At 60.1% G+C, this 18,162-nt stretch carries 16 protein-coding genes; 9 read left to right on the top strand and 7 right to left on the bottom strand.

Going from position 1 to position 18,162, the window contains the following annotated elements:
* Positions 1-101: 101 nt before the first annotated feature.
* On the top strand, positions 102-1,607 hold the full coding sequence (locus tag HNQ36_RS07055; protein WP_184083382.1) for a glycosyltransferase family 39 protein: 1,506 nt from the start codon (positions 102-104) through the stop codon (positions 1,605-1,607).
* Between the two features lie 67 nt (positions 1,608-1,674).
* Here HNQ36_RS07055 and HNQ36_RS07050 read toward each other — a convergent pair whose 3' ends face one another.
* The gene (locus HNQ36_RS07050) at positions 1,675-2,199 is read right to left on the bottom strand and encodes a winged helix-turn-helix transcriptional regulator (protein ID WP_184083380.1); all 525 of its coding nucleotides are present in this window, start codon (positions 2,197-2,199) and stop codon (positions 1,675-1,677) included.
* Positions 2,200-2,457: 258 nt separating this feature from the next.
* On the opposite strand from HNQ36_RS07050, the gene HNQ36_RS07045 reads away from it, so the two are divergent.
* Together HNQ36_RS07045 and HNQ36_RS07040 are read left to right on the top strand one after the other, a co-directional pair.
* A complete protein-coding gene (locus tag HNQ36_RS07045; RefSeq protein ID WP_184083378.1) occupies positions 2,458-3,096 on the top strand; it encodes a DsbA family protein in 639 nt (212 codons plus the stop codon).
* 92 nt (positions 3,097-3,188) lie between these two features.
* Entirely contained in the window at positions 3,189-4,388 is a 1,200-nt protein-coding gene (locus tag HNQ36_RS07040; protein WP_184083376.1) for a CaiB/BaiF CoA transferase family protein, read from the top strand.
* 50 nt (positions 4,389-4,438) lie between these two features.
* Here HNQ36_RS07040 and HNQ36_RS07035 read toward each other — a convergent pair whose 3' ends face one another.
* Positions 4,439-5,116 (bottom strand): glutathione S-transferase family protein, encoded by a 678-nt coding sequence (locus tag HNQ36_RS07035; protein ID WP_184083374.1) that lies wholly within the window; start codon positions 5,114-5,116, stop codon positions 4,439-4,441.
* A 1-nt stretch (position 5,117) separates the two neighbouring features.
* Positions 5,118-5,870: an SDR family NAD(P)-dependent oxidoreductase gene (locus HNQ36_RS07030; protein WP_184083372.1), complete on the bottom strand. Its 753-nt coding sequence runs from the start codon at positions 5,868-5,870 to the stop codon at positions 5,118-5,120.
* A gap of 222 nt (positions 5,871-6,092) precedes the next feature.
* Here HNQ36_RS07030 and HNQ36_RS07025 point away from each other — a divergent pair, with 222 nt between their 5' ends.
* From HNQ36_RS07025 to HNQ36_RS07000, 6 genes are all read left to right on the top strand, one after another.
* A complete protein-coding gene (locus HNQ36_RS07025; RefSeq protein WP_347339948.1) occupies positions 6,093-7,658 on the top strand; it encodes a class I adenylate-forming enzyme family protein in 1,566 nt (521 codons plus the stop codon).
* 69 nt (positions 7,659-7,727) lie between these two features.
* A complete protein-coding gene (locus HNQ36_RS07020) occupies positions 7,728-8,471 on the top strand; it encodes an SDR family NAD(P)-dependent oxidoreductase (RefSeq protein WP_046826624.1) in 744 nt (247 codons plus the stop codon).
* Positions 8,472-8,484: 13 nt separating this feature from the next.
* Positions 8,485-9,666, top strand: coding sequence for an acyl-CoA dehydrogenase family protein (locus HNQ36_RS07015; RefSeq protein ID WP_184083370.1), 1,182 nt, complete (start codon positions 8,485-8,487; stop codon positions 9,664-9,666).
* A 21-nt stretch (positions 9,667-9,687) separates the two neighbouring features.
* Positions 9,688-10,818 (top strand): acyl-CoA dehydrogenase family protein, encoded by a 1,131-nt coding sequence (locus tag HNQ36_RS07010; protein WP_184083368.1) that lies wholly within the window; start codon positions 9,688-9,690, stop codon positions 10,816-10,818.
* A gap of 153 nt (positions 10,819-10,971) precedes the next feature.
* Positions 10,972-12,156, top strand: a complete 1,185-nt coding sequence (locus HNQ36_RS07005) for an acetyl-CoA C-acyltransferase (protein WP_184083366.1) — start codon at positions 10,972-10,974, stop codon at positions 12,154-12,156.
* Between the two features lie 189 nt (positions 12,157-12,345).
* Complete coding sequence (locus HNQ36_RS07000; RefSeq protein ID WP_347339947.1) at positions 12,346-13,095, top strand: hypothetical protein; 750 nt, start codon at positions 12,346-12,348, stop codon at positions 13,093-13,095.
* A gap of 86 nt (positions 13,096-13,181) precedes the next feature.
* Here HNQ36_RS07000 and HNQ36_RS06995 read toward each other — a convergent pair whose 3' ends face one another.
* The 4 genes from HNQ36_RS06995 to HNQ36_RS06980 form a co-directional block, all read right to left on the bottom strand.
* Positions 13,182-13,883, bottom strand: coding sequence for a DUF1236 domain-containing protein (locus tag HNQ36_RS06995; protein WP_184083365.1), 702 nt, complete (start codon positions 13,881-13,883; stop codon positions 13,182-13,184).
* A gap of 131 nt (positions 13,884-14,014) precedes the next feature.
* Positions 14,015-15,271 carry an O-antigen ligase family protein gene (locus HNQ36_RS06990; RefSeq protein ID WP_184083363.1) on the bottom strand — a complete coding sequence of 419 codons (1,257 nt, stop codon included), beginning with the start codon at positions 15,269-15,271 and terminating at the stop codon, positions 14,015-14,017.
* Between the two features lie 90 nt (positions 15,272-15,361).
* Positions 15,362-16,912 carry an undecaprenyl-phosphate glucose phosphotransferase gene (locus tag HNQ36_RS06985; protein WP_184083361.1) on the bottom strand — a complete coding sequence of 517 codons (1,551 nt, stop codon included), beginning with the start codon at positions 16,910-16,912 and terminating at the stop codon, positions 15,362-15,364.
* A 115-nt stretch (positions 16,913-17,027) separates the two neighbouring features.
* Positions 17,028-18,161 carry a glycosyltransferase family 4 protein gene (locus HNQ36_RS06980; RefSeq protein WP_184083359.1) on the bottom strand — a complete coding sequence of 378 codons (1,134 nt, stop codon included), beginning with the start codon at positions 18,159-18,161 and terminating at the stop codon, positions 17,028-17,030.
* Between the last annotated feature and the right edge of the window lies 1 nt (position 18,162).

Raw genomic sequence — 18,162 nt, 5'->3', positions numbered from 1 at the left:
ACCGGAGGGATAGATGCTGCGGTATCTTGGCAGGATTGACCCTGCCGGGAATAGTCGGATAGGGCTAGACCTTACGTCACAACTGGTGAGATGCCGCCGCCATGGCCTCGTTTCTTGATACGTGGCTCGATGGTGTGGAGGACGGCTGGGGCATCCCGGTTCTGCTCGCGGTCTTTGTGACGCTATGGACCGCGTTCCTCGCAATTGCCTACCTGAACGGGGATCTGCATCCCGACGTTATCGAGGCATGGACGATCGGGCAGACGCTGGACTGGGGTGGCGCCAAGCATCCACCACTGATGGGCTGGGTGACGCACGCCTGGACGCTGGTTTTTCCGGTCGCCGATTGGTCCTTTCATCTTCTGGCCATGGCGAATTCAGCCCTGGCGCTCTGGATCATCGATCTCACGACGCGCCGGTTCACGAAAGGCGACAAGCGCGCGATTGTCCTGCTGCTGCTGATGCTGCTGCCGATCTATCAATTCCAGGCGCAGCGCTTTAACGCGAACTCGGTGCTGTTCGCGGTCTGGCCGCTTGCGATCTATTTTTTCCTGAGATCGTTCGAGACCCGCAGTGCCGGGTGGGCGGCTGCTGCTGGATTGGCCGGTGCTCTGGCGATCCTCGGAAAGTACTATTCTGCATTTCTGATCGTCGGGTTCATCTTTGCAGCCGTCTTGCATCCCGCGCGCCGGGCCTATTTGACCTCGGCCGCCCCATGGATTTCCGCAGCGGCCGGACTGTTGCTGCTGACCCCACATGTCCATTGGATGCTGACATCCGGGACCAGCCCCCTCGGCTACGCGCTGGCGACCCACGGCGGCCTGACCACGGGGCGGGCCTTTCTGTCGGGCTTGACCTTCCTGCTCGGGCTGGCGGCCACCCTGACCCTGCCGGGGCTCGTATGGGCCGTTATGATCCGCACACGGGCAGGGGACTATCTCAGGGGCTTCAGGCCGATGGATCCCGGTCTTCTTCTGCTGCTGTTGATCGCCATAGGGGCAATCATTGTCCCGCCGGTCGTCAGTCTCCTGCTCAGAAATTCGCTGACCGCTGTCTGGGCGTCGCCCGGGCTATTTGCGTTCGTGCTGGTCGCCGTCTGTGTTGCTCGGTTTTCAGTGGATCGGAAGGAGACGCGAAGGCTGGCGGCAGGCGTCCTTGCCGTCACCGTGGTGGCGGTTCTGCTTGCTCCCGCGCATGCGTACTATCGGAACGGCCATCCCTTCCGCGAGGGGCGCAACTACTACAGCCGCGCTACGGCAGAGGTCATGCAACGCTGGCGGCAGCTATCGCCAAGCCCCCTGAAGGCTGTCAGCGGCGACAAGCTGGCGATGGCTATGGGGTTCTACTCTCCGGACCACCCGGCCTTCGCCGTGCCATTTAACCAGCAATACGTCTGGCAAATGCCGTCCGAGGCGGCGTTACGTGAGGGGTGGGCGACCATGTGTCTGCCTGACGAGGAAACATGCCTCCTCTGGTTAAAGCAGATCGCGGCAACGGCGCCGGGCGCCGTCACCTTCGATTTCGTTGTCCAACCGAAGCTGTGGGGAATGGCGGGCGTTCCGGCGCGGATTGCCGCGCTCCTCGTTCCGCCAAACACGGCGCGCTGACGTGCGCGGGCTGGCCGAGCAGGTTTCTTCAATCATGGTCCGCTAAGGATTTGCGGCTGTTTCGCGGTTACGCGGCGCGGGCCTTCGAACGCGCGGGCTTAGCCTTGGCAGTCTTAACCGGCTTCGGCGGCACAGGCTTCGGGCGCGCTCCCGGGCCGGGGTGGACGTGGACTTCCTTTGCCAGCAACGGCTCGCCGCATTCGGAACAGGTCATGACCGGATTGAAGTGATGCCCGCACTTCTGATGTTCGTGAAGCAGCGGGCGACCGCGTTCATCCACCATGTGGATGTCGCCCCAGTGAACGATCGCCATCATGATCGGGTAGAGGTCGAGCCCCTTCTGGGTCAGGATATACTCATGCCGCTTGGGCGACTCCTGATAGGCAACACGGCGGAGCACGCCGAGGCGGACCAGTTTTTTCAGGCGTTCGGCCAGGAGATGACGGGTAATACCGAGGGCGGACTGGAAGGCCTCGAAGCGGCGGGTCCGCAGGAAGCATTCCCGCAGGATCAGCAGACTCCAGCGATCACCAATGACCCCGATGGTGCGGGCCATGGAACATGGCTCTTCCTCAAGTTCGTCCCATCTCATGGTCGTCTCCGGTTCGCAAATCAGGCAGATCGTCAGATATCTTTATAGCTGGCCCGGATACCATTCTAAATAGGCACTGAGTTGGACAAAAGTCCTATTCCAGGCTTTTCTGGGCAAAATTGGTGCATCCGGGCGGTTCGAATTGACAGTTCAATTTTAGAACCCTATGAATGGCCAACGCTCCGGACAACGTCGGCGGTCTGAAAATGCGCCGGACAAGAGTGTACGCCAGACAGAAAATTACAGAGGAGAAGCGCGGTGGCCAGTCCCTTGAAGGTCGAGTTTCAGTTCGATTTCGGTAGCCCCAACGCCTATCTGGCAGAATATGCGATTCCGGGTATCGAAAAGCGCACCGGCGTCAAGTTCGACTATGTCCCAGTGCTTCTCGGAGGCATCTACAAGGCGACCAACAACATGTCGCCGTTCGATTCGCTGCGCGGCATCAAGAACAAGCCGGAGTACAACGCGCTGGAAACCCAGCGTTTCATCCGCCGGCACAACATCACCAAGTTCAAGCAGAATCCGTTTTTCCCGGTCAACACGCTGATGTTGATGCGGGGCGCAGTCGCAGCCCAATTCGAAAACGTATTCGAGCCATACTTCCGCGCCGCCTATCATCACATGTGGGAAGAGCCGAAGAAAATGGACGACGTGGAAACCTTCCGCCAGGCGTTCATTTCATCCGGCATCGATATCGACAAGCTGATTGCGCGTGCGCAACAGGACGATGTGAAGAAAAAGCTGATCGACGTCACGACCGATGCGGTGAACCGCGGCGCGTTCGGCTCACCGACTTTCTTCGTCGGCACGGAAATGTTCTTCGGCAAGGACCAGCTTCGCAATGTCGAGGACTCAATTGTCGAGCAGCTTGGCGCGGCGAAGGCCAAATCCGCCTAAGACCACAGGTCTTTCACTGAAAGACTTCTTCTGAATGCAGCGGGCGAGGCGAGCAGCAGGGCCTTCCGCGACTTCATATAGGGAAGAAACAGATGTCCGGTCCTTTGAGTGGCGTGCGCGTGCTGGATTTGACCGGCGTGGTGTCCGGTCCATTTGCGACAATGTTTCTCGCGGACCAGGGCGCGGATGTCCTGAAGATCGAGCCGATCGGTGGCGATATCACCCGCCGTAGCCGCGCAATTATCGACAAGGCCGGCGAGTTCTCCGCGCTGTTCATTTCGTCGAACCGGGGCAAGCGTTCGCTGTCCATCGATATGAAAAGCGACATCGGGCGCGAGGTGCTGGCGAAGCTGGTCGCGCAGAGCGACGTGCTGGTGCAGAATTTCCGCCCGGGTGCGATGGACCGGCTCGGACTCGGGCCTGAGGAATTGCGCAAGAAACATCCGCGTCTGATCTATGTCTCGATTAGCGGTGTTGGCGACAGCGGACCTTACGTGAAGAAACGGGTCTACGATCCCATCATTCAGGGCTTGTCCGGGTTCGCGGACATCCAGTCGCAGCCGGTGACCAACCGTCCGCAGATGATCCGCACGATTGTCGCGGACAAAACCACGGCGGTGTTTACCGCGCAGGCGGTATCGTCGGCGCTCTATGCCCGCGAGAAGACCGGGAAGGGCGATCACATCCAGGTTGCGATGCTCGACACCATGATTTCGTATCTGTGGCCGGAAGGCATGATGCAGTACACGGTGGTGGGCGCGGAAGTAGCTGCGGGCGATCCCAACGACCGCCCCGATCTCGTGTTCAAGACGCTTGATGGCTACATGACCTGCGGCACCATTTCGGACTCCGAGTGGCAGGGCTTCTGCAAGGCTTCAGGTGATCCGGAACTGGCAAAGGACGAGCGCTTTGCCACCCCAACCAAACGCAACCAGAATGCGACTGCGCGCATCAACAAGATGCAGGAATACATTGGTCAGCGCACCACGGCCGAGTGGCTGGAGCGGCTCGATGCAGCCGATGTACCGTGCGCGCCGATCCTGCGCCGTGGCGAGATCATCCAGAATGAGCAGGTGGTTGCACGCGGCCTGATTGAGGAATTCGAGCAGCCGACAGTTGGCCGGGTGCGTCAGCCGAAGCCGGCGGCCCGGTTCGAGATCAATGAGGCGGTGATCGGCGGTCCGGCGCCGCGCGTCGGCGAACACTCACGCGCGGTGTTGCGTGACCTCGGCTATGCCGATGCAGCTATCGACAGCATGGTTGCGGCTAAGGCGGTCAGGATTGCAAGCTAACGAAAAGAGGCCGACATTTTTGTCGGCCTCTTTTGTAATGACTTCAAATGTCAGGCCGGCCGCCTGACTGGCTCTCCGGGGGCAGGCGGGACATTCGCGGCGGTACCGCGCACATAGCCCGGACGTGTCTTGATGCGCTCGAGGTACGGATGAGCGTTGTCGCAGATGCCGACGCCGTAGGCGATTGCCCATTCGAGACATGTCGTCAGCAGAATGTCTGCGCTGGTGAATTGATCGCCCATCAGAAAGGTTCGTCCGTCGTCGAGTGCGACCTCGACGTGGCGCAACTGCTCGCGAAAGTATTCTCCGGCCTTGGCGACGACTTCGGGTGCAACGCCGTAAATCGGCCCGAGCGCATTGGCGCTGTGCCGGCGCATCACATACAGGCTGGTGGAATCAAGTTCCGTGACGATGAAGAAACACCACTCGAGCCACTTGGCGTATTGCTGCTTCTCCTCGGGAATCAGCGATTTGTCGGGTGTTGAATAGGTCTGCGACAGATACGCGACAATCGCCGCGCTTTCGCCGATGGCGAAATCGCCATCCTGCAGCAGCGGGACCTTCTGGCGTGGATTGAGCTTGGTGTACTCTGCAGTCTTGGTTTCGCCGGTGCGGGGACCGATGGCGTAGGTTTCGTACTTCAGCCCCAATTCTGCCAGTGCCCAGTGTGGCCTGACGGTCCGGCTGGTTCCGACGCCCCAGAGGGTGAGGTTCGGGGCGCTCGCCATATCACCAGGTCTCCACGGAGGGACGCAGATCGAGTTCGTGAGTCCAGCCGTCGCGCTTCTGTTGATGTGCGAACCAATATGCGTCCGCAATGGAATCCGTCTTGGTCAAGCTGTCGGCGGGAATATCGCCGGCGTCGATACCCTTCGCGGCCTTCATGCGCTGATGGATCGCCTCGCTATCGACGGCGGCGTCAATCAGCAGGTGAACGACGTGAATGTTCTTAGGCCCGAGTTCTCTGGCCATCGACTGGGCCACGGCGCGCAGCGCAAACTTCGCTGACGCGAAGGCTGCAAAGCCCTTTCCGCCACGCACGCTCGCAGTGGCGCCTGTGAACAGAATGGTGCCGCGTCCGCGTTGCATCATGTATTTCGCCGCTTCGCGTCCAACCAAGAATCCGCCGTAGCAGGCGAGTTCCCATGCCTTGAAGAAAAGCTTCTCGGTGGTTTCAAGCAGCGGCTTGTTGACGTTGGATCCTGCGTTAAACAGGCAGACCTCGATCGGGCCGATTTCCTTCTCGATGCGCGCAAACATGGCCTGCACATCGGCTTCCTGACGGGCGTCAACGCTGATAGCGTGAACCTCACATCCTTCCGCCTTCATTTCGTCGACGAGGCCCTGGGATTTGACTGCTTCGCGGCGCGCGACACAGACCTTGTATCCGCCTCTGGCAAATCGCCGCGCGACCGCCGCGCCGATGGCGTCGCCCGCACCAACCAGCAAAACAACGCCACCTTGAGCCACGCCAACCTCCATATATAGTTCTTATTTGGTACTTTCTCTCATAGCCGCCTTAAGGTGTGTTGTAAACGGCAATTGCCGCAATTTGGCACTGAGCATGATGCGAGAATGATCTTCGGAGAGTTTAATTTCTGTGCATTGCACCAATGCGATTGACTAGTTCTAAAAAAGAACGTTACTTTGCGCCGGTCGAAAGGCCGCCCCGTGAAGCGGCCGGACATTGCCGGGGAGGTTGAATTGGACAGCGCAGCGGACGAAGTCGGCGATAGCGAAATTCATGAGATCCTGCATGGTCTGCCGGAGCGGTTGCATCAGGCGATGGACCGCGCAGTTGCGCAGACGCCGGATTATCCGGCTTTGATCGACGATTCGCGAACGTGGTCTTACCGTCAACTGGCAGATGCAGTTGAATCGACGGCATCTGCCTTGCAGTCGCTCGGTGTACGGCCCGGCGATCGCATGATGCTCGTTAGCGAAAATTGCACCGAGATGGCGTGTCTGATGCTGGCTGCAAGCCGGCTGGACGCTTGGGTGATCGTCGCCAATCCCAGACTGTCGCCGCGGGAACTGGATCAGATTCGCGATCATAGCGGCACGCGCCGCATGTTCTTCACGACAAAGGTTTCCGCCGAGGCCGCAGCCCACGCGGCCCGTCTCGACGCCATCGTCAAAGATGTTGGCCCTCTTGCCGGCATCGGCATGACCGCGCTGAACGAAGCCACCGAACCCGAGCCGGTTCACGCCGACTCCACCAGGCAGGTCGCCGTCCTTATCTACACTTCGGGCACCACGGGCACGCCCAAGGGCGTGATGCTGACTCACGGAAATCTGTTGTTCAGCGCGAAGGGCACCGCGCTGCTCAGGAACATGACCAGCAAGGACAAAGTCTACGTTGTGCTGCCGATGACGCACATTGTCGGTGTGTCGCTCATCGTGATGACGCTATTGACGGGTGCCACAGCGCGGCTCGTCAGCAAGTATGACCCGGCGGCGTTTGCCAGGCACATTGCGGAAGAGGGAATTACGACCGTCAACGGTGTTCCGGCGACTTATCAGCGCCTGCTCGAGTACAAACAAGTCGCGGGCCTCTCGAAGCTGGACAGGGGCTCGCTGAGATTGATTGCCGTGGCTGGTGCGCCGCTCGACCTCGATCTGAAAACTCGGGTCGAGGCAGAGCTTGGTATCCCGCTCCTGAACGCCTACGGGATCACTGAGACATCGCCCGGCATTTCCGGTGTGCGGCTGGAATCACCACGAACAGACCAGTCTGTCGGCGCGGTGATGCCGGGTGTTGAGAGCCGCATCGTCGGCCGTGACGGCAAGATCATCACCGATGGATCGGTGGGTGAGTTGCACGTGCGTGGCCGCAACGTCATGCTGGGATACTATCGAGCGCCCGATCTGACTGCCAAATCCATCGATGCAGACGGCTGGTTCCTCACGGGCGATCTCGCCCGCTTAGAGGGAGGTGCGCTGTTTATTGTAGGCCGTAGCAAGGAAATGATCATCCGCTCCGGCTTCAACGTGTATCCCGCTGAGGTCGAGGCGGTACTCAACTCGCACGACGCCGTTGTTCAGTCCGCTGTGGTTGGGCGCCCGGTCGATGGCAACGAGGAGGTCGTCGCGTTTGTCCAGCTGCTGAATAGCTCCAAGGTTACGCCCTCCGAGCTGATGGCATATGTCAGCCCGCAGCTCACATCGTACAAGCGGCCGTCTCAGATCATCGTGCTTGAGGCGTTGCCCGCGACATCCACAGGTAAAATTCTCAAGCACAAGCTCGCGGAATCCATTCGCAATACGTGACGCGAGCGTTCGCGCGGTCGAGCGCGAGACTGGTCGCAATTTTCGGAATCTCACATCTAGGAGGAAGCCTTGCAGAAACGAAACGCGACCGTGGCCGTGATCGGTGCCGGTGATTTCATCGGCGGCGAGATCGCCAAGAAATTTGCATCGGAGGGGTTCACTGTCTTTGCGGGTCGACGTCAAGGCGAGAAACTCGTCCCCCTCGTCAAGGAGATCGAGGCCGCAGGCGGTACGGTATTCGCTCGCTCGCTCGATGCGCGCAAGGAAGAGGAGATGATTTCATTCATCTCCGATGCCGATAAACATGCGCCGCTTGAAGCGTGCATTTTCAACATCGGCGCGAACGTCAATTTCCCGATTCTCGATACGACGGAACGCGTTTTCCGGAAGGTCTGGGAAATGGCCTGCTATTCCGGATTCCTCGCAGGGCGCGAAGCCGCCCGCGTGATGCTGCCGCGTGGCAAGGGAGCTATCTTCTTTACCGGGGCAACCGCGAGCTTGCGTGGCGGGTCGGGTTTCGCCGCCTTCGCCAGCGCAAAGTTCGGTCTGCGTGCCGTCGCGCAGTCGATAGCACGCGAGCTTGGACCGAAGAACATCCATGTCGCGCATCTCATCATCGATTCCAGCGTCGATACCGAATGGGTGCGCCAACTGATTGCCAACCGCGAAGGCAAGGAAGCGATCGAGAACCTCGATCCAAATCGCCTGATGCGTCCCGCGGCTGTCGCTGAAACCTATTGGCAGCTCTATCAGCAGCCACGGGACGCCTGGACGTTCGAAACCGAAATCCGCCCCTTCGGCGAGAAGTGGTAACGGGAGCTGTCCGATGGAGCTGAAGCTATCCAGCGCGGATGCGGCGTTCCGGGATGAGGTGAGGGCGTTTATCGCGGAAAACTATCCGCAGGAAATGCGTGTGCCGAACCCGGAAACGGATCTGACCAAGGAGCAGTCGATGCTCTGGCACAAAATTCTCCACAAGAAGGGATGGATCGCGCCGTTGTGGCCGAAGGAGTATGGCGGACCCGGCTGGTCGATCACCCAGCGCTTTATCTGGGAGCAGGAAACCACGCGCGCCGGTACGCTGCCGCCGCTCGCGTTCAGCGTCACGATGGTGGGGCCGGTTATCTACACTTACGGCAGCGACGAGCAGAAGCGGAAGTTCTTGCCGCGTATTCTGTCGGGCGAGGACTGGTGGTGCCAGGGTTACTCGGAGCCGGGCTCGGGTTCTGATCTTGCGTCGGTCCGCACCAAGGCGGTGCGTGAGGGTGACCATTACATTGTCAATGGTCACAAGACCTGGACCACGCTGGCTCAGCACGCCGACTGGATCTTCTGCCTGGTTCGCACTGATCCCAGCGCCAAGCCGCAGTCGGGCATTTCCTTCCTGCTCATCGACATGAAGACACCGGGAGTCACCGTTCGCCCGATCATCACCATCGACGGCTCGCACGAGGTCAACGATGTTTTCCTCGAGAACGTGCGTGTACCGGTCGAGAACCTGATCGGCGAAGAGAACAAGGGCTGGACCTACGCGAAGTTCCTGCTCGGCAATGAGCGCACCAGCATGGCCGGCATCGGCCGTTCGACCCGCTACCTGAATAAGCTCAAGAAGATCGTGAAGACCGAGATCGGCGAAGACGATTCAGCCTTCGGCGAATTCACCAAGGACATCGCTCGCGTCGAACTCGACGTTCTCGCGCTTGAGGCCACCGAACTTCGCGTGGTCGCGCAGATGTCACGCGGGATCAATCCGGGGCCGGCTGCATCGCTGTTCAAGATCAGGGGCACGGAGATCTTCCAGCGCATCACTGATCTGACGCACAGGGCCATCGGTAACTACGGTCTCGCGCTTCGCGAGCATCCGGTCAGCGCCAATATCTTCATGCCGGGGCCGGACGATGGTCACACCGCGCCGGAGAAGTACCTGAATTCGCGCAAGCTCAGCATTTACGGCGGATCGAACGAGATCCAGCGCAACATCATCGCAAAAGCGGTGCTTGGTCTGTAATCGCATCGCACGAGGCATCCGGTGGATATTGAGTTTACGGAAGAACAGGAACTCCTGCGCAGCAGCATTCAGAAGCTGCTGCGTGATCAGTACGATTTCGACACGCGCCGCAAGATCATCGCGACGGAAGAGGGCTGGAGCAGAAAGCACTGGAGCGCCTTCGCAGAACTCGGTTTGCTGGCGGCTCCGTTTGCCGAAGCAGCCGGCGGTCTGGGCGGGGGACCACTGGCGACGATGATCGTGATGCAGGAGTTCGGTCGGCATCTCGTTGTCGAGCCCTTCTTCGAGACCGTCGTGCTGGCAGGCGGGTTGATCGAACACGCAGGGTCCGACGCGCAGCGCGACGAATTTCTGCCGCCGATCATGGCGGGTGAGGCGATCTGGGCGCTGGCTTGGACCGAGGGAAAGTCGCGCTATGATCTCAACAATGTTTCGACGACCGCGAAGCGCAGTGGTGACACATATGTTCTGAACGGCGTGAAGGCCGCGGTGATCGGCGCGCCATGGGCTGACAAGCTGATTGTATCGGCCCGAACCCTGGGTGGCCCGCGCGACCATGCCGGTGTCAGCCTGTTCATCATGGATCGTCAATCGGCGGGACTTCATCTGCAAAGCTTCAAGACCATCGACGGTCGGCGTGCGGCTGAAATCACCTTGAAAGATGTCAGCGTTCCTTCAAACCGGCTGCTCGGGGCGGAAGGAAAGGGTGTTGCGGCTCTGGAAGCGTGCCGCGACCGTGCCATCGCAGCGCTGTGCGCCGAGGCTACCGGTGCCATGGGCGAACTGAATGCGGCGACGCTGGAGTACACCAAGACGCGCAAACAGTTCGGTGTGGCACTGGGCACATTCCAGGTGCTGCAGCACCGGATGGTGGACATGTTCATTGCCCTGGAGGAGGCGACGTCGCTGTCTCAGCACTTGAACCTGACCATAGCTGAAGGGGATGAGCAGGCCTCCAAACTTGCTTCAGGTGCGAAATCGAAGATCGGCGAGGCGGCCCGCTATGTCGGCGAACAGGCGATCCAGCTCCATGGCGGCATGGGCATGAGCGACGAACTGAACGTCGGTCACTATTTCAAGCGCATCGCATCGATCAACATCCAGTTCGGCGACCCGACCTATCACCTGCTGCGCTACGCCCGCGCAAGCTGACCTTCGATCGCAATACTGCGGAATTTTCGGCATGGCAGCCTTGCCGAGGTCAAGTGCGCTTCTATTGAATGATGATTATCATATAATGTGGACATTCACACAGAGTCCGCGCACAAACCTGATTGGGTCGGCTCACATCCCGGAGGTCACCGAATGGTAGATGCAGTTATTGTTTCCACAGCCCGCACCGGTATCGGCAAGGCATATCGGGGCGCACTGAACAACACTGAAGGCCCGACGATGGCGGGCCATGTCATGGCTGAGGCGGTGAAGCGTGCCGGGATCGAGCCGGGCGAGGTCGAGGACGTGGTGATGGGCTGCGCCATGCAGCAGGGCACCATGGTGATGAATGTTGCGCGCAAGGGCGCGATACGCGCCGGGCTTCCCGTGACTGTCGCCGGTACCACAATCGATCGCCAATGCGCGTCCGGCCTTCAGGCGATTGCTGTTGCAGCACGGTCTGTCATGCTCGACGGCGTAGAGATAGCCATTGGCGGCGGCATTGAGTCGATCAGCCTCGTGCAGAACGATCACATGAACAGGTTTCATACGGTCGACGACGAGTTGATGGCGATGAAGCCGGATATATACATGTCGATGCTGGAGACCGCAGAAGTTGTCGCGGCGCGTTACAACATTCCTCGCGACAAGCAGGACGAATACAGCCTCGAATGCCAGCGCCGGACCGGCGCAGCCATTCAGGGCGGCCGGTTCAACGACGAAATTGTGCCATTCAAGACCAAGATGGCGGTGATGGACAAGGAGACCAAGCAGGTCTCGTTCAAGGACATTACATTGACCAAGGATGAGGGACCGCGCCCGGATACCACAGCCGAAGGGCTGGCCAGCATCAAGCCGGTGTTTGAAGGCAAGACCATCAGCGCGGGTAATGCCAGCCAGTTATCGGACGGTGCGTCGGCCTGCATCATCATGAGCGACAAGATCGCCGCAAAGAAGGGGCTCAAGCCGCTTGGCATTTTCCGTGGTTTTGTCGCCGCGGGCGTCGAACCGGATGAGATGGGTGTCGGCCCGGTGGCTGCGATCCCCCGTCTTCTGAAGCGGCACGGTCTCAAGATCGACGATATCGATCTGTGGGAACTGAATGAAGCCTACGCTGTTCAGGTCATCTATTGCCGGGATAAGCTGGGGATCGACCCGGAAAAGCTCAACGTCAACGGCGGCTCGATCTCGATGGGCCACCCCTACGGGATGACCGGCGCGCGTCTGGCCGGTCACGTTCTGATTGAGGGCCGCCGTCGTAAGGCCAAGTACGGCGTGGTGACCATGTGCATCGGTGGCGGGATGGGCGCGGCGGGACTTTTCGAAATCTTGCAATGAGCGCACTGCGGCGTTGGTCTCCCTGACTTGCGTCTTAGACTGGCCCGGCTACCGAAAGGTCGCCGGGCCTCTTTCATCGAGGGCGCATAAACGCAAAATATTTCACGCCTGCCCGAACAAAACTCCGCTTGATGCGTTGCAAGGTGTCGATCAATATTTGGCATCGATCCCAAACGATTGGGTGCGAACGTGTTGCGACGCAAGAGCATTGCTTTATCGCTGATCTCGCTCACCATGGTTTCCGGCGGGCTCGCCTTGGACCAAACGACGACGCTGCCGCCCGGCGCACAAACCGCGCAAACCGACAAACAGGACGCGGCTACTCAGGCCACAGGCGCGATTCCGTCGAAGTCTGAGCCGATCAATGCCGCGCCGGTCCAGCCGGCAGAGGCGACGTCCGCTCCAGCACCAGTTCCGTTATCCCAGGCGGAGCAAAAAGCTGCCGATAACAAGGCCGCCCTTGACGCGCTGCTTGCAGAAGCGACGGCGTTGAAAACGAGTTATGAAAACTTAAGGCGAAGCAGGAATAAGACGCCGGTATCGCTATCGACATTCCGGAGCATGGAATTGCGCCTTCAAATGGCCGCCGCTGCAGATCCGGCAAATGCGCCGGCGCTTGATATGGCCAATGCCATGCGCATGATCCAATACGCAATTCTTCAGCCATCCGTTCAGATTGCCGCCGTCGCCAACCGTGAACTTTATGCCCACGAGATGGGGCAGCGGATGCGGGATGACGGAATGAAGGTCGTCGCTTCAGGCCGCGGAAACAGCACGGTCCGCTTTGTGTCGCCGCAGATGACTCGGCAGATGGCCATGCAATTGGTCGAGACAGCGAAGATTCCGGAGCAGGCCAGGGCCTTGCAGTTCAGACGGGTGGTCTTCAGCAGCGGGCGCCGCTCCTGGACCTACGACGTCGCGCGCGGAAGGCTGCGCTGAATCTCCGGTGGCCGTATCTCATGCGGTCGTGAAAAAAAGGCCGGTCGATGAGACCGGCCTTTTTGTTGTCGTGTGTTCTGTTCAGCTTACGCTTCGAGCACGGCAACGATTTCAAGCGTACGCGGATTCACGACGATGATTTCGTCGTTGACGAGGAAGAACTCGTATCCGCGCCAGGCGGGATAGATCGTGATGACCTCAGCAGGAAGCGGGTAGAAGGAGACCGTCCGCGGAACCCGCGTGCCGACCGAGATCGAGAAATTGACATTCGTCACAGGCTTGATGTTCTGCTTGGTAATCGACGTGCGGATCGTCGTGCGCTGTTCGGTTGACAGCTTCGCGCCGGCGCCGGCCTGTCCTGTCGTTGCGCCGGCCTTGCCTTCGCCGGCATTCTTCTGGTCGGCCTTCATGCCGTCCTTCTCCGCGGCGTCCTTCCGGTCGGCCTTCATGCCGTCCTTTTCCGCGGCGTTCTTCCGGTCGGCTTTCATGCCGTCCTTCGACTTGTCCATGTTCGTCTCGGACGCTGCCTTGCCTCCCTTCGGATCGCGGGTCGTTTCCGCGCCCTTCGACTTCATTCCGTCCTTGTCTTGCGCGCGCTGACCCTTCATCTCGTCGGCCGGTGCTTCGCGATTCATCGGCGCAGCCCTTTCAGCAGGTGCGCCTGCGGACGGTGCGGGCTGCGATGTGGCAGGAGCGTTCGGCGCATTGGTCGGCGCCTGCGCCGAGGCCAACCCCGCGCTGCCGATCAGGGCGGCCGTCGCGACGGTCATCAAAAGCTTGGTCTTCATGTCATCCTCCTCGTTATCTGCCCGGGGCTTTAACGAGGAGCGACCAGCTCTGTTCCGCCTAGAAACACGATGTTGCGTGAACAGCCGTTCATACGGAACATTTTGTGGAACAGGCGCGGATTTTTTTCAGATCACAGGGCGTCCGATGTTCGTGCGCGATACGTATAGGCATGAGCCGCCGCGAACATCGCCCACATGATACCCAGCATCATCCAGAAATGGCGCCAATGGTCGATATCGATGACGAAGGCTTCGCAGACGGTGCCAAAGAAGGCTGAAAAGATCGCGAGATATGTCCGCTGCCAAGGCACGCGCACGAAGACCAGCTTGAAACCCATGATCACGGTGATGAACACGAGCGCGGGAAAGCAGACCCCTGCGATCCAGCCACCCGACATGAACGCATTCAGGAAAGAGTTGTGGGTGTCCTCGGGAAAGAAATTCGAGAATTGAAGCGGGCCGATCCCGAGCGGAAGTTCGAGGGCCATCTGGAAGCCGAGCGCGTGGCGCCCGAAACGTCCGAAGCGGCCGCTGTCGTAGGTTTGACTAAAGCTGGCGCGTTCCTTGAAAAGGCCGCTGACAGAGTCGAACGACAGCAACAGGACGAGAAGCAATGCCGCGCAGATAGCCGCCGCGATCGCAACGGTCACGATGCGGGTGCGCTGAGCCTGCGAAGGCGTGGTGAGATACATCAGGATCAGCATGAAGCCCGAGCAAGCCACCAACTGGCCCCAGGACGCGCGCGAGAAGGCGAGCAGCACGGCGAGACTGACAATTCCCAGCCCAATCGCGCTGCGGAATGATTTCCAGAAGGACTGCGTTACGACTGTTTGCAGCAGGAAAAGCGCCGGCAGGATCAGGTAGGCGCCCAGCACGTTGGGGTCCTTGAACGTCCCGCGCGCACGGCTGTACAGCGTGAAGAGATCGTAGCCGCCGCTCCCCGCGAGGTGGAAGTATCCGGCGATGCCGGCGAGGGACGCGATCAGGGCCCCAAGGATCAGGCCGCGGCGAAGGGACTCAAGCCTGTCGGCGGTGTCCTCGGACAGAACCATCGCAAAGAACAGGGCTGTGATGGCGAGATACCAGGACGTGAGAATCCAGTTCAGAACTTCCTTTTTGTCCAGCAAGTAGATGGAGCAGATCGTATAGCCCATGTTGAGAAGGAACAGAAGGATCAAAAGCGGAATGAAGACCGGGCGCATCCGCAAGCCGGTGGCAAAGAAGAAAATGACCGACGCCAGCGTGACGAGTTCATAAGGACTTGGTTCGATGAAAACGATCGCTCCACCGACGCCGACGGCCCACATCAACGCACGCTGGATCGCCGCGATGCGGGGCGGCGTCACGGTGGCCGGGAGAACGTAGTTTGTCGCGGCAAGTGAAGCCATGCGAACCGGAATCCTCTTCGCGCCTTCTGCGCGTCAGGTCAGTGATTTGAGCACGACGCCAGAAAGCGCTTCGCGCTTCCAGCATCCTGCTCAGTAGGCGTTCTCACCCTTGATGAGTGCGAACGGCGTCTTGAAGAGGATGTAGAGGTCGAACAGGACCGACCAGTTCTCGATGTAGTAAAGATCGAACTCGACACGTTTCTGGATCTTTTCGTCGGTATCGACCTCGCCGCGCCATCCGTTGATCTGCGCCCAGCCGGTGATTCCGGGTTTGACGCGATGGCGTGCGAAGTAGCCGTCGACGGCCTCGTCGAACAGGCGGCTCTGCAGCTTGCCCTGCACCGCATGCGGGCGCGGACCGACCAGCGAGAGATTGCCTTTGAAGACGACGTTGAACAACTGCGGCAACTCGTCGAGACTGGTCTTGCGAATGAAGCGGCCGACCCGGGTGACACGCGTGTCTCCCTTGGTCACGACCTTCGAGGCCAGTGGGTCGGCCTGATCGTGAAACAGCGAGCGAAACTTGAAAACATCGATACGTTCGTTGTTGAAGCCGTAGCGCTTCTGGAGGAACAGCACCGGACCCGGGCTGTCGAGTTTAATCGCCAGCGCGACGAGCGCCATGACCGGCGCAAGCAGGACGAGGATGATCGCGCCGACGACGCGATCGAACGCCGACTTCAAGACCATGTCCCAGTCGGTGATCGGTTGTTCGAACACGTCGAGGGTCGGGACCTTGCCGAGATACGAGTAGGAGCGCGGACGGAAGCGCAGCTTGTTGGTGTGCGCCGACAGCCGGATATCGACGGGCAGTACCCACAGCTTCTTCAGCATTTCCAGAATGCGGGTTTCGGCCGAAATAGGCAGCGCAAACAGCACCAGATCGATCCGGGTGCGGCGCGCGAATTCAACGATGTCGTCTATTTTTCCGAGCTTCGGCTGACCGGCGCAGGTGTCCAGCGCGCGAGAATCGTTGCGGTCGTCGAACACGCCGAGAATTTGAATATCGGAATCGTCCTGCGCCTTGAGCGCGCGGATCAGATTTTCACCGTTCTCGTCGGAGCCGACGATGATCGTCCGCCGATCGAGGCGTCCTTCGCGTGCCCAGCGGCGAACCAGCGCGCGCAGCACAAACCGTTCCGCGAACAGTGCGGATAGTCCGACAAAGAAAAACGCCGAGAGCCAGACACGGGAGATCGTGCCGCCGAGTTTTGCGAAAAACGATGCGCCGATGAACAGCAGGAAAACGAGCGCCCATGACGATACCATGCGCGTCATCTGGCGAAGCTGTCCGCGAAAAACTTGTACGTCGTAGATTTCAGCGGCCTGAAAGCTGATCACCGCGCATGCGGCAACGCCGAACACGGCTGCGGTATACTGCCATGAGAAACTCGTGCCGGGCATCACGTACCACAGATACAATCCGAGCCCGACAGCGCTCAGCAGCAGAAAATCCAGGATTCTGACGACACCGCTGATGACGACGGTCGAGTAGGCCTTGCTGACCTTCTCATTGGTCACCGCGAGGGCGGCTGGCGACAGTCGTTTGCGGCGTTCCTGCCGAGGCGCGCCATCGGCAGCGCTTATCGTGGCTGCGCCCGCCGCAGCGTTCATCATTGTTCGGACGTCGATCGGTTCCACGGCAAAATTTCCGTTGCTATGCCGTCATGTAGCGACAGGCCAGGAGGAACCAAAGGTTCCCAGCCTCTTGCGTAGCCAACAAATCGGAAGAATTAGTTATCTCAATAAAGATAGGTTAACGCGCGTTGAACGCGTCGCGGTAGCCGTTGAGCACTCCGTCGACCATCGCCTTCTGGGAGAAGTGAACAAAGATGCGTTCCCGCAGGTTCCGGGCGCGTTCGCGGGTCGCATCCATGTTCGCCAATGCGCTCTCGATCGAATCGGCCATCGCGCCGATGCTGTTGGCCACGAAGAGTCCGCCGGTGTGAGGACCGAGGATCTCCGGAATACCGCCGACGCTGGCGGCGATCATTGGGATGCCGGCGGCTGCGGCCTCGATAACGACGTAAGGCATCGAGTCGCCGCGCGAGGGGACAACTAGCAGCTTGCCCTTGGAGAAACCGAAGCGAGCCCTCACATGGCCGATGAACCGTACGGCGTCGCTGACATTCAGGCGGCTGACGAGCGCCCTGAGGGCCTCGGTCTCTTCGCCGTCGCCGGCGAGTGTCAGTGTGATGGGTTTGCCGTCGGCCCGAAGCCGGGCAACGGCCTCAATCAGCAAATCCGCGCCCTTGATCTCGCGGAATTCACCGACATAGACGAGATCGGTCGCGTCCTCCGAAACCGGGACCGGATCGAATTCGGATGCGGTCACGCCGTTGAACACGCAGCGGATCAGGCCTGCGGGCTTGCCGATCACGCGCTGATAGGTGTCGCGCGCAAACGCGCTTTCGAACAGAAACAGTTCGGTCCGGTTCATCAGCGCGCGCTCCATCCGCGCATAGACGCCGCCCTTGAGCGTAGCCGGTGGATAGTGCAGGGACCCGCCGTGCGGGGTGTAGACCCGGATCGCCTTCTTCGATTTGCCCTTCAAGCGCACGAAGGCACCGGCCTTCGCGCCATGCCCGTGCAGCACATCCAGCTTGAGCGATCGGGCAAGCCGAAGGAAATGCAAGGACGTCACGCTATCGATGGGATGGGGCTCGCGGCGGATCGCAAGGCGATAGACGCCGAGCTTGAGCTTGGGGCCGATCTCTTTCAGTGCGGCGTCTGCGCGCTCGCCGCCGGTGAGGCTGTCAGCCAGTATGCCGACTGCATGCCCGCGCTCGGCTTGCCCGACGGCAAGATCCAGAATGTGACGGAAAATCCCACCAACCGGCGCACGGACGGCGTGCAGAATGCGCAGCGGGGAATCGGGCGTGTCAGGCATC

The organism is Afipia massiliensis (genome assembly GCF_014203115.1).
GTDB lineage: Bacteria > Pseudomonadota > Alphaproteobacteria > Rhizobiales > Xanthobacteraceae > Afipia > Afipia massiliensis.
The sequence above is the reverse complement of the archived record's forward strand: the minus strand, read 5'-3'. Positions and strand labels throughout refer to the sequence as shown.

Coding starts and splice junctions, on each gene's coding strand:
- HNQ36_RS07055 (WP_184083382.1), top strand. CDS start 102: ATGGCCTCGTTTCTTGATACGTGGCTCGATGGTGTGGAGGACGGCTGG.
- HNQ36_RS07050 (WP_184083380.1), bottom strand. CDS start 2,199: ATGAGATGGGACGAACTTGAGGAAGAGCCATGTTCCATGGCCCGCACC.
- HNQ36_RS07040 (WP_184083376.1), top strand. CDS start 3,189: ATGTCCGGTCCTTTGAGTGGCGTGCGCGTGCTGGATTTGACCGGCGTG.
- HNQ36_RS07035 (WP_184083374.1), bottom strand. CDS start 5,116: ATGGCGAGCGCCCCGAACCTCACCCTCTGGGGCGTCGGAACCAGCCGG.
- HNQ36_RS07030 (WP_184083372.1), bottom strand. CDS start 5,870: ATGGAGGTTGGCGTGGCTCAAGGTGGCGTTGTTTTGCTGGTTGGTGCG.
- HNQ36_RS07015 (WP_184083370.1), top strand. CDS start 8,485: ATGGAGCTGAAGCTATCCAGCGCGGATGCGGCGTTCCGGGATGAGGTG.
- HNQ36_RS07005 (WP_184083366.1), top strand. CDS start 10,972: ATGGTAGATGCAGTTATTGTTTCCACAGCCCGCACCGGTATCGGCAAG.
- HNQ36_RS06995 (WP_184083365.1), bottom strand. CDS start 13,883: ATGAAGACCAAGCTTTTGATGACCGTCGCGACGGCCGCCCTGATCGGC.
- HNQ36_RS06990 (WP_184083363.1), bottom strand. CDS start 15,271: ATGGCTTCACTTGCCGCGACAAACTACGTTCTCCCGGCCACCGTGACG.
- HNQ36_RS06980 (WP_184083359.1), bottom strand. CDS start 18,161: ATGCCTGACACGCCCGATTCCCCGCTGCGCATTCTGCACGCCGTCCGT.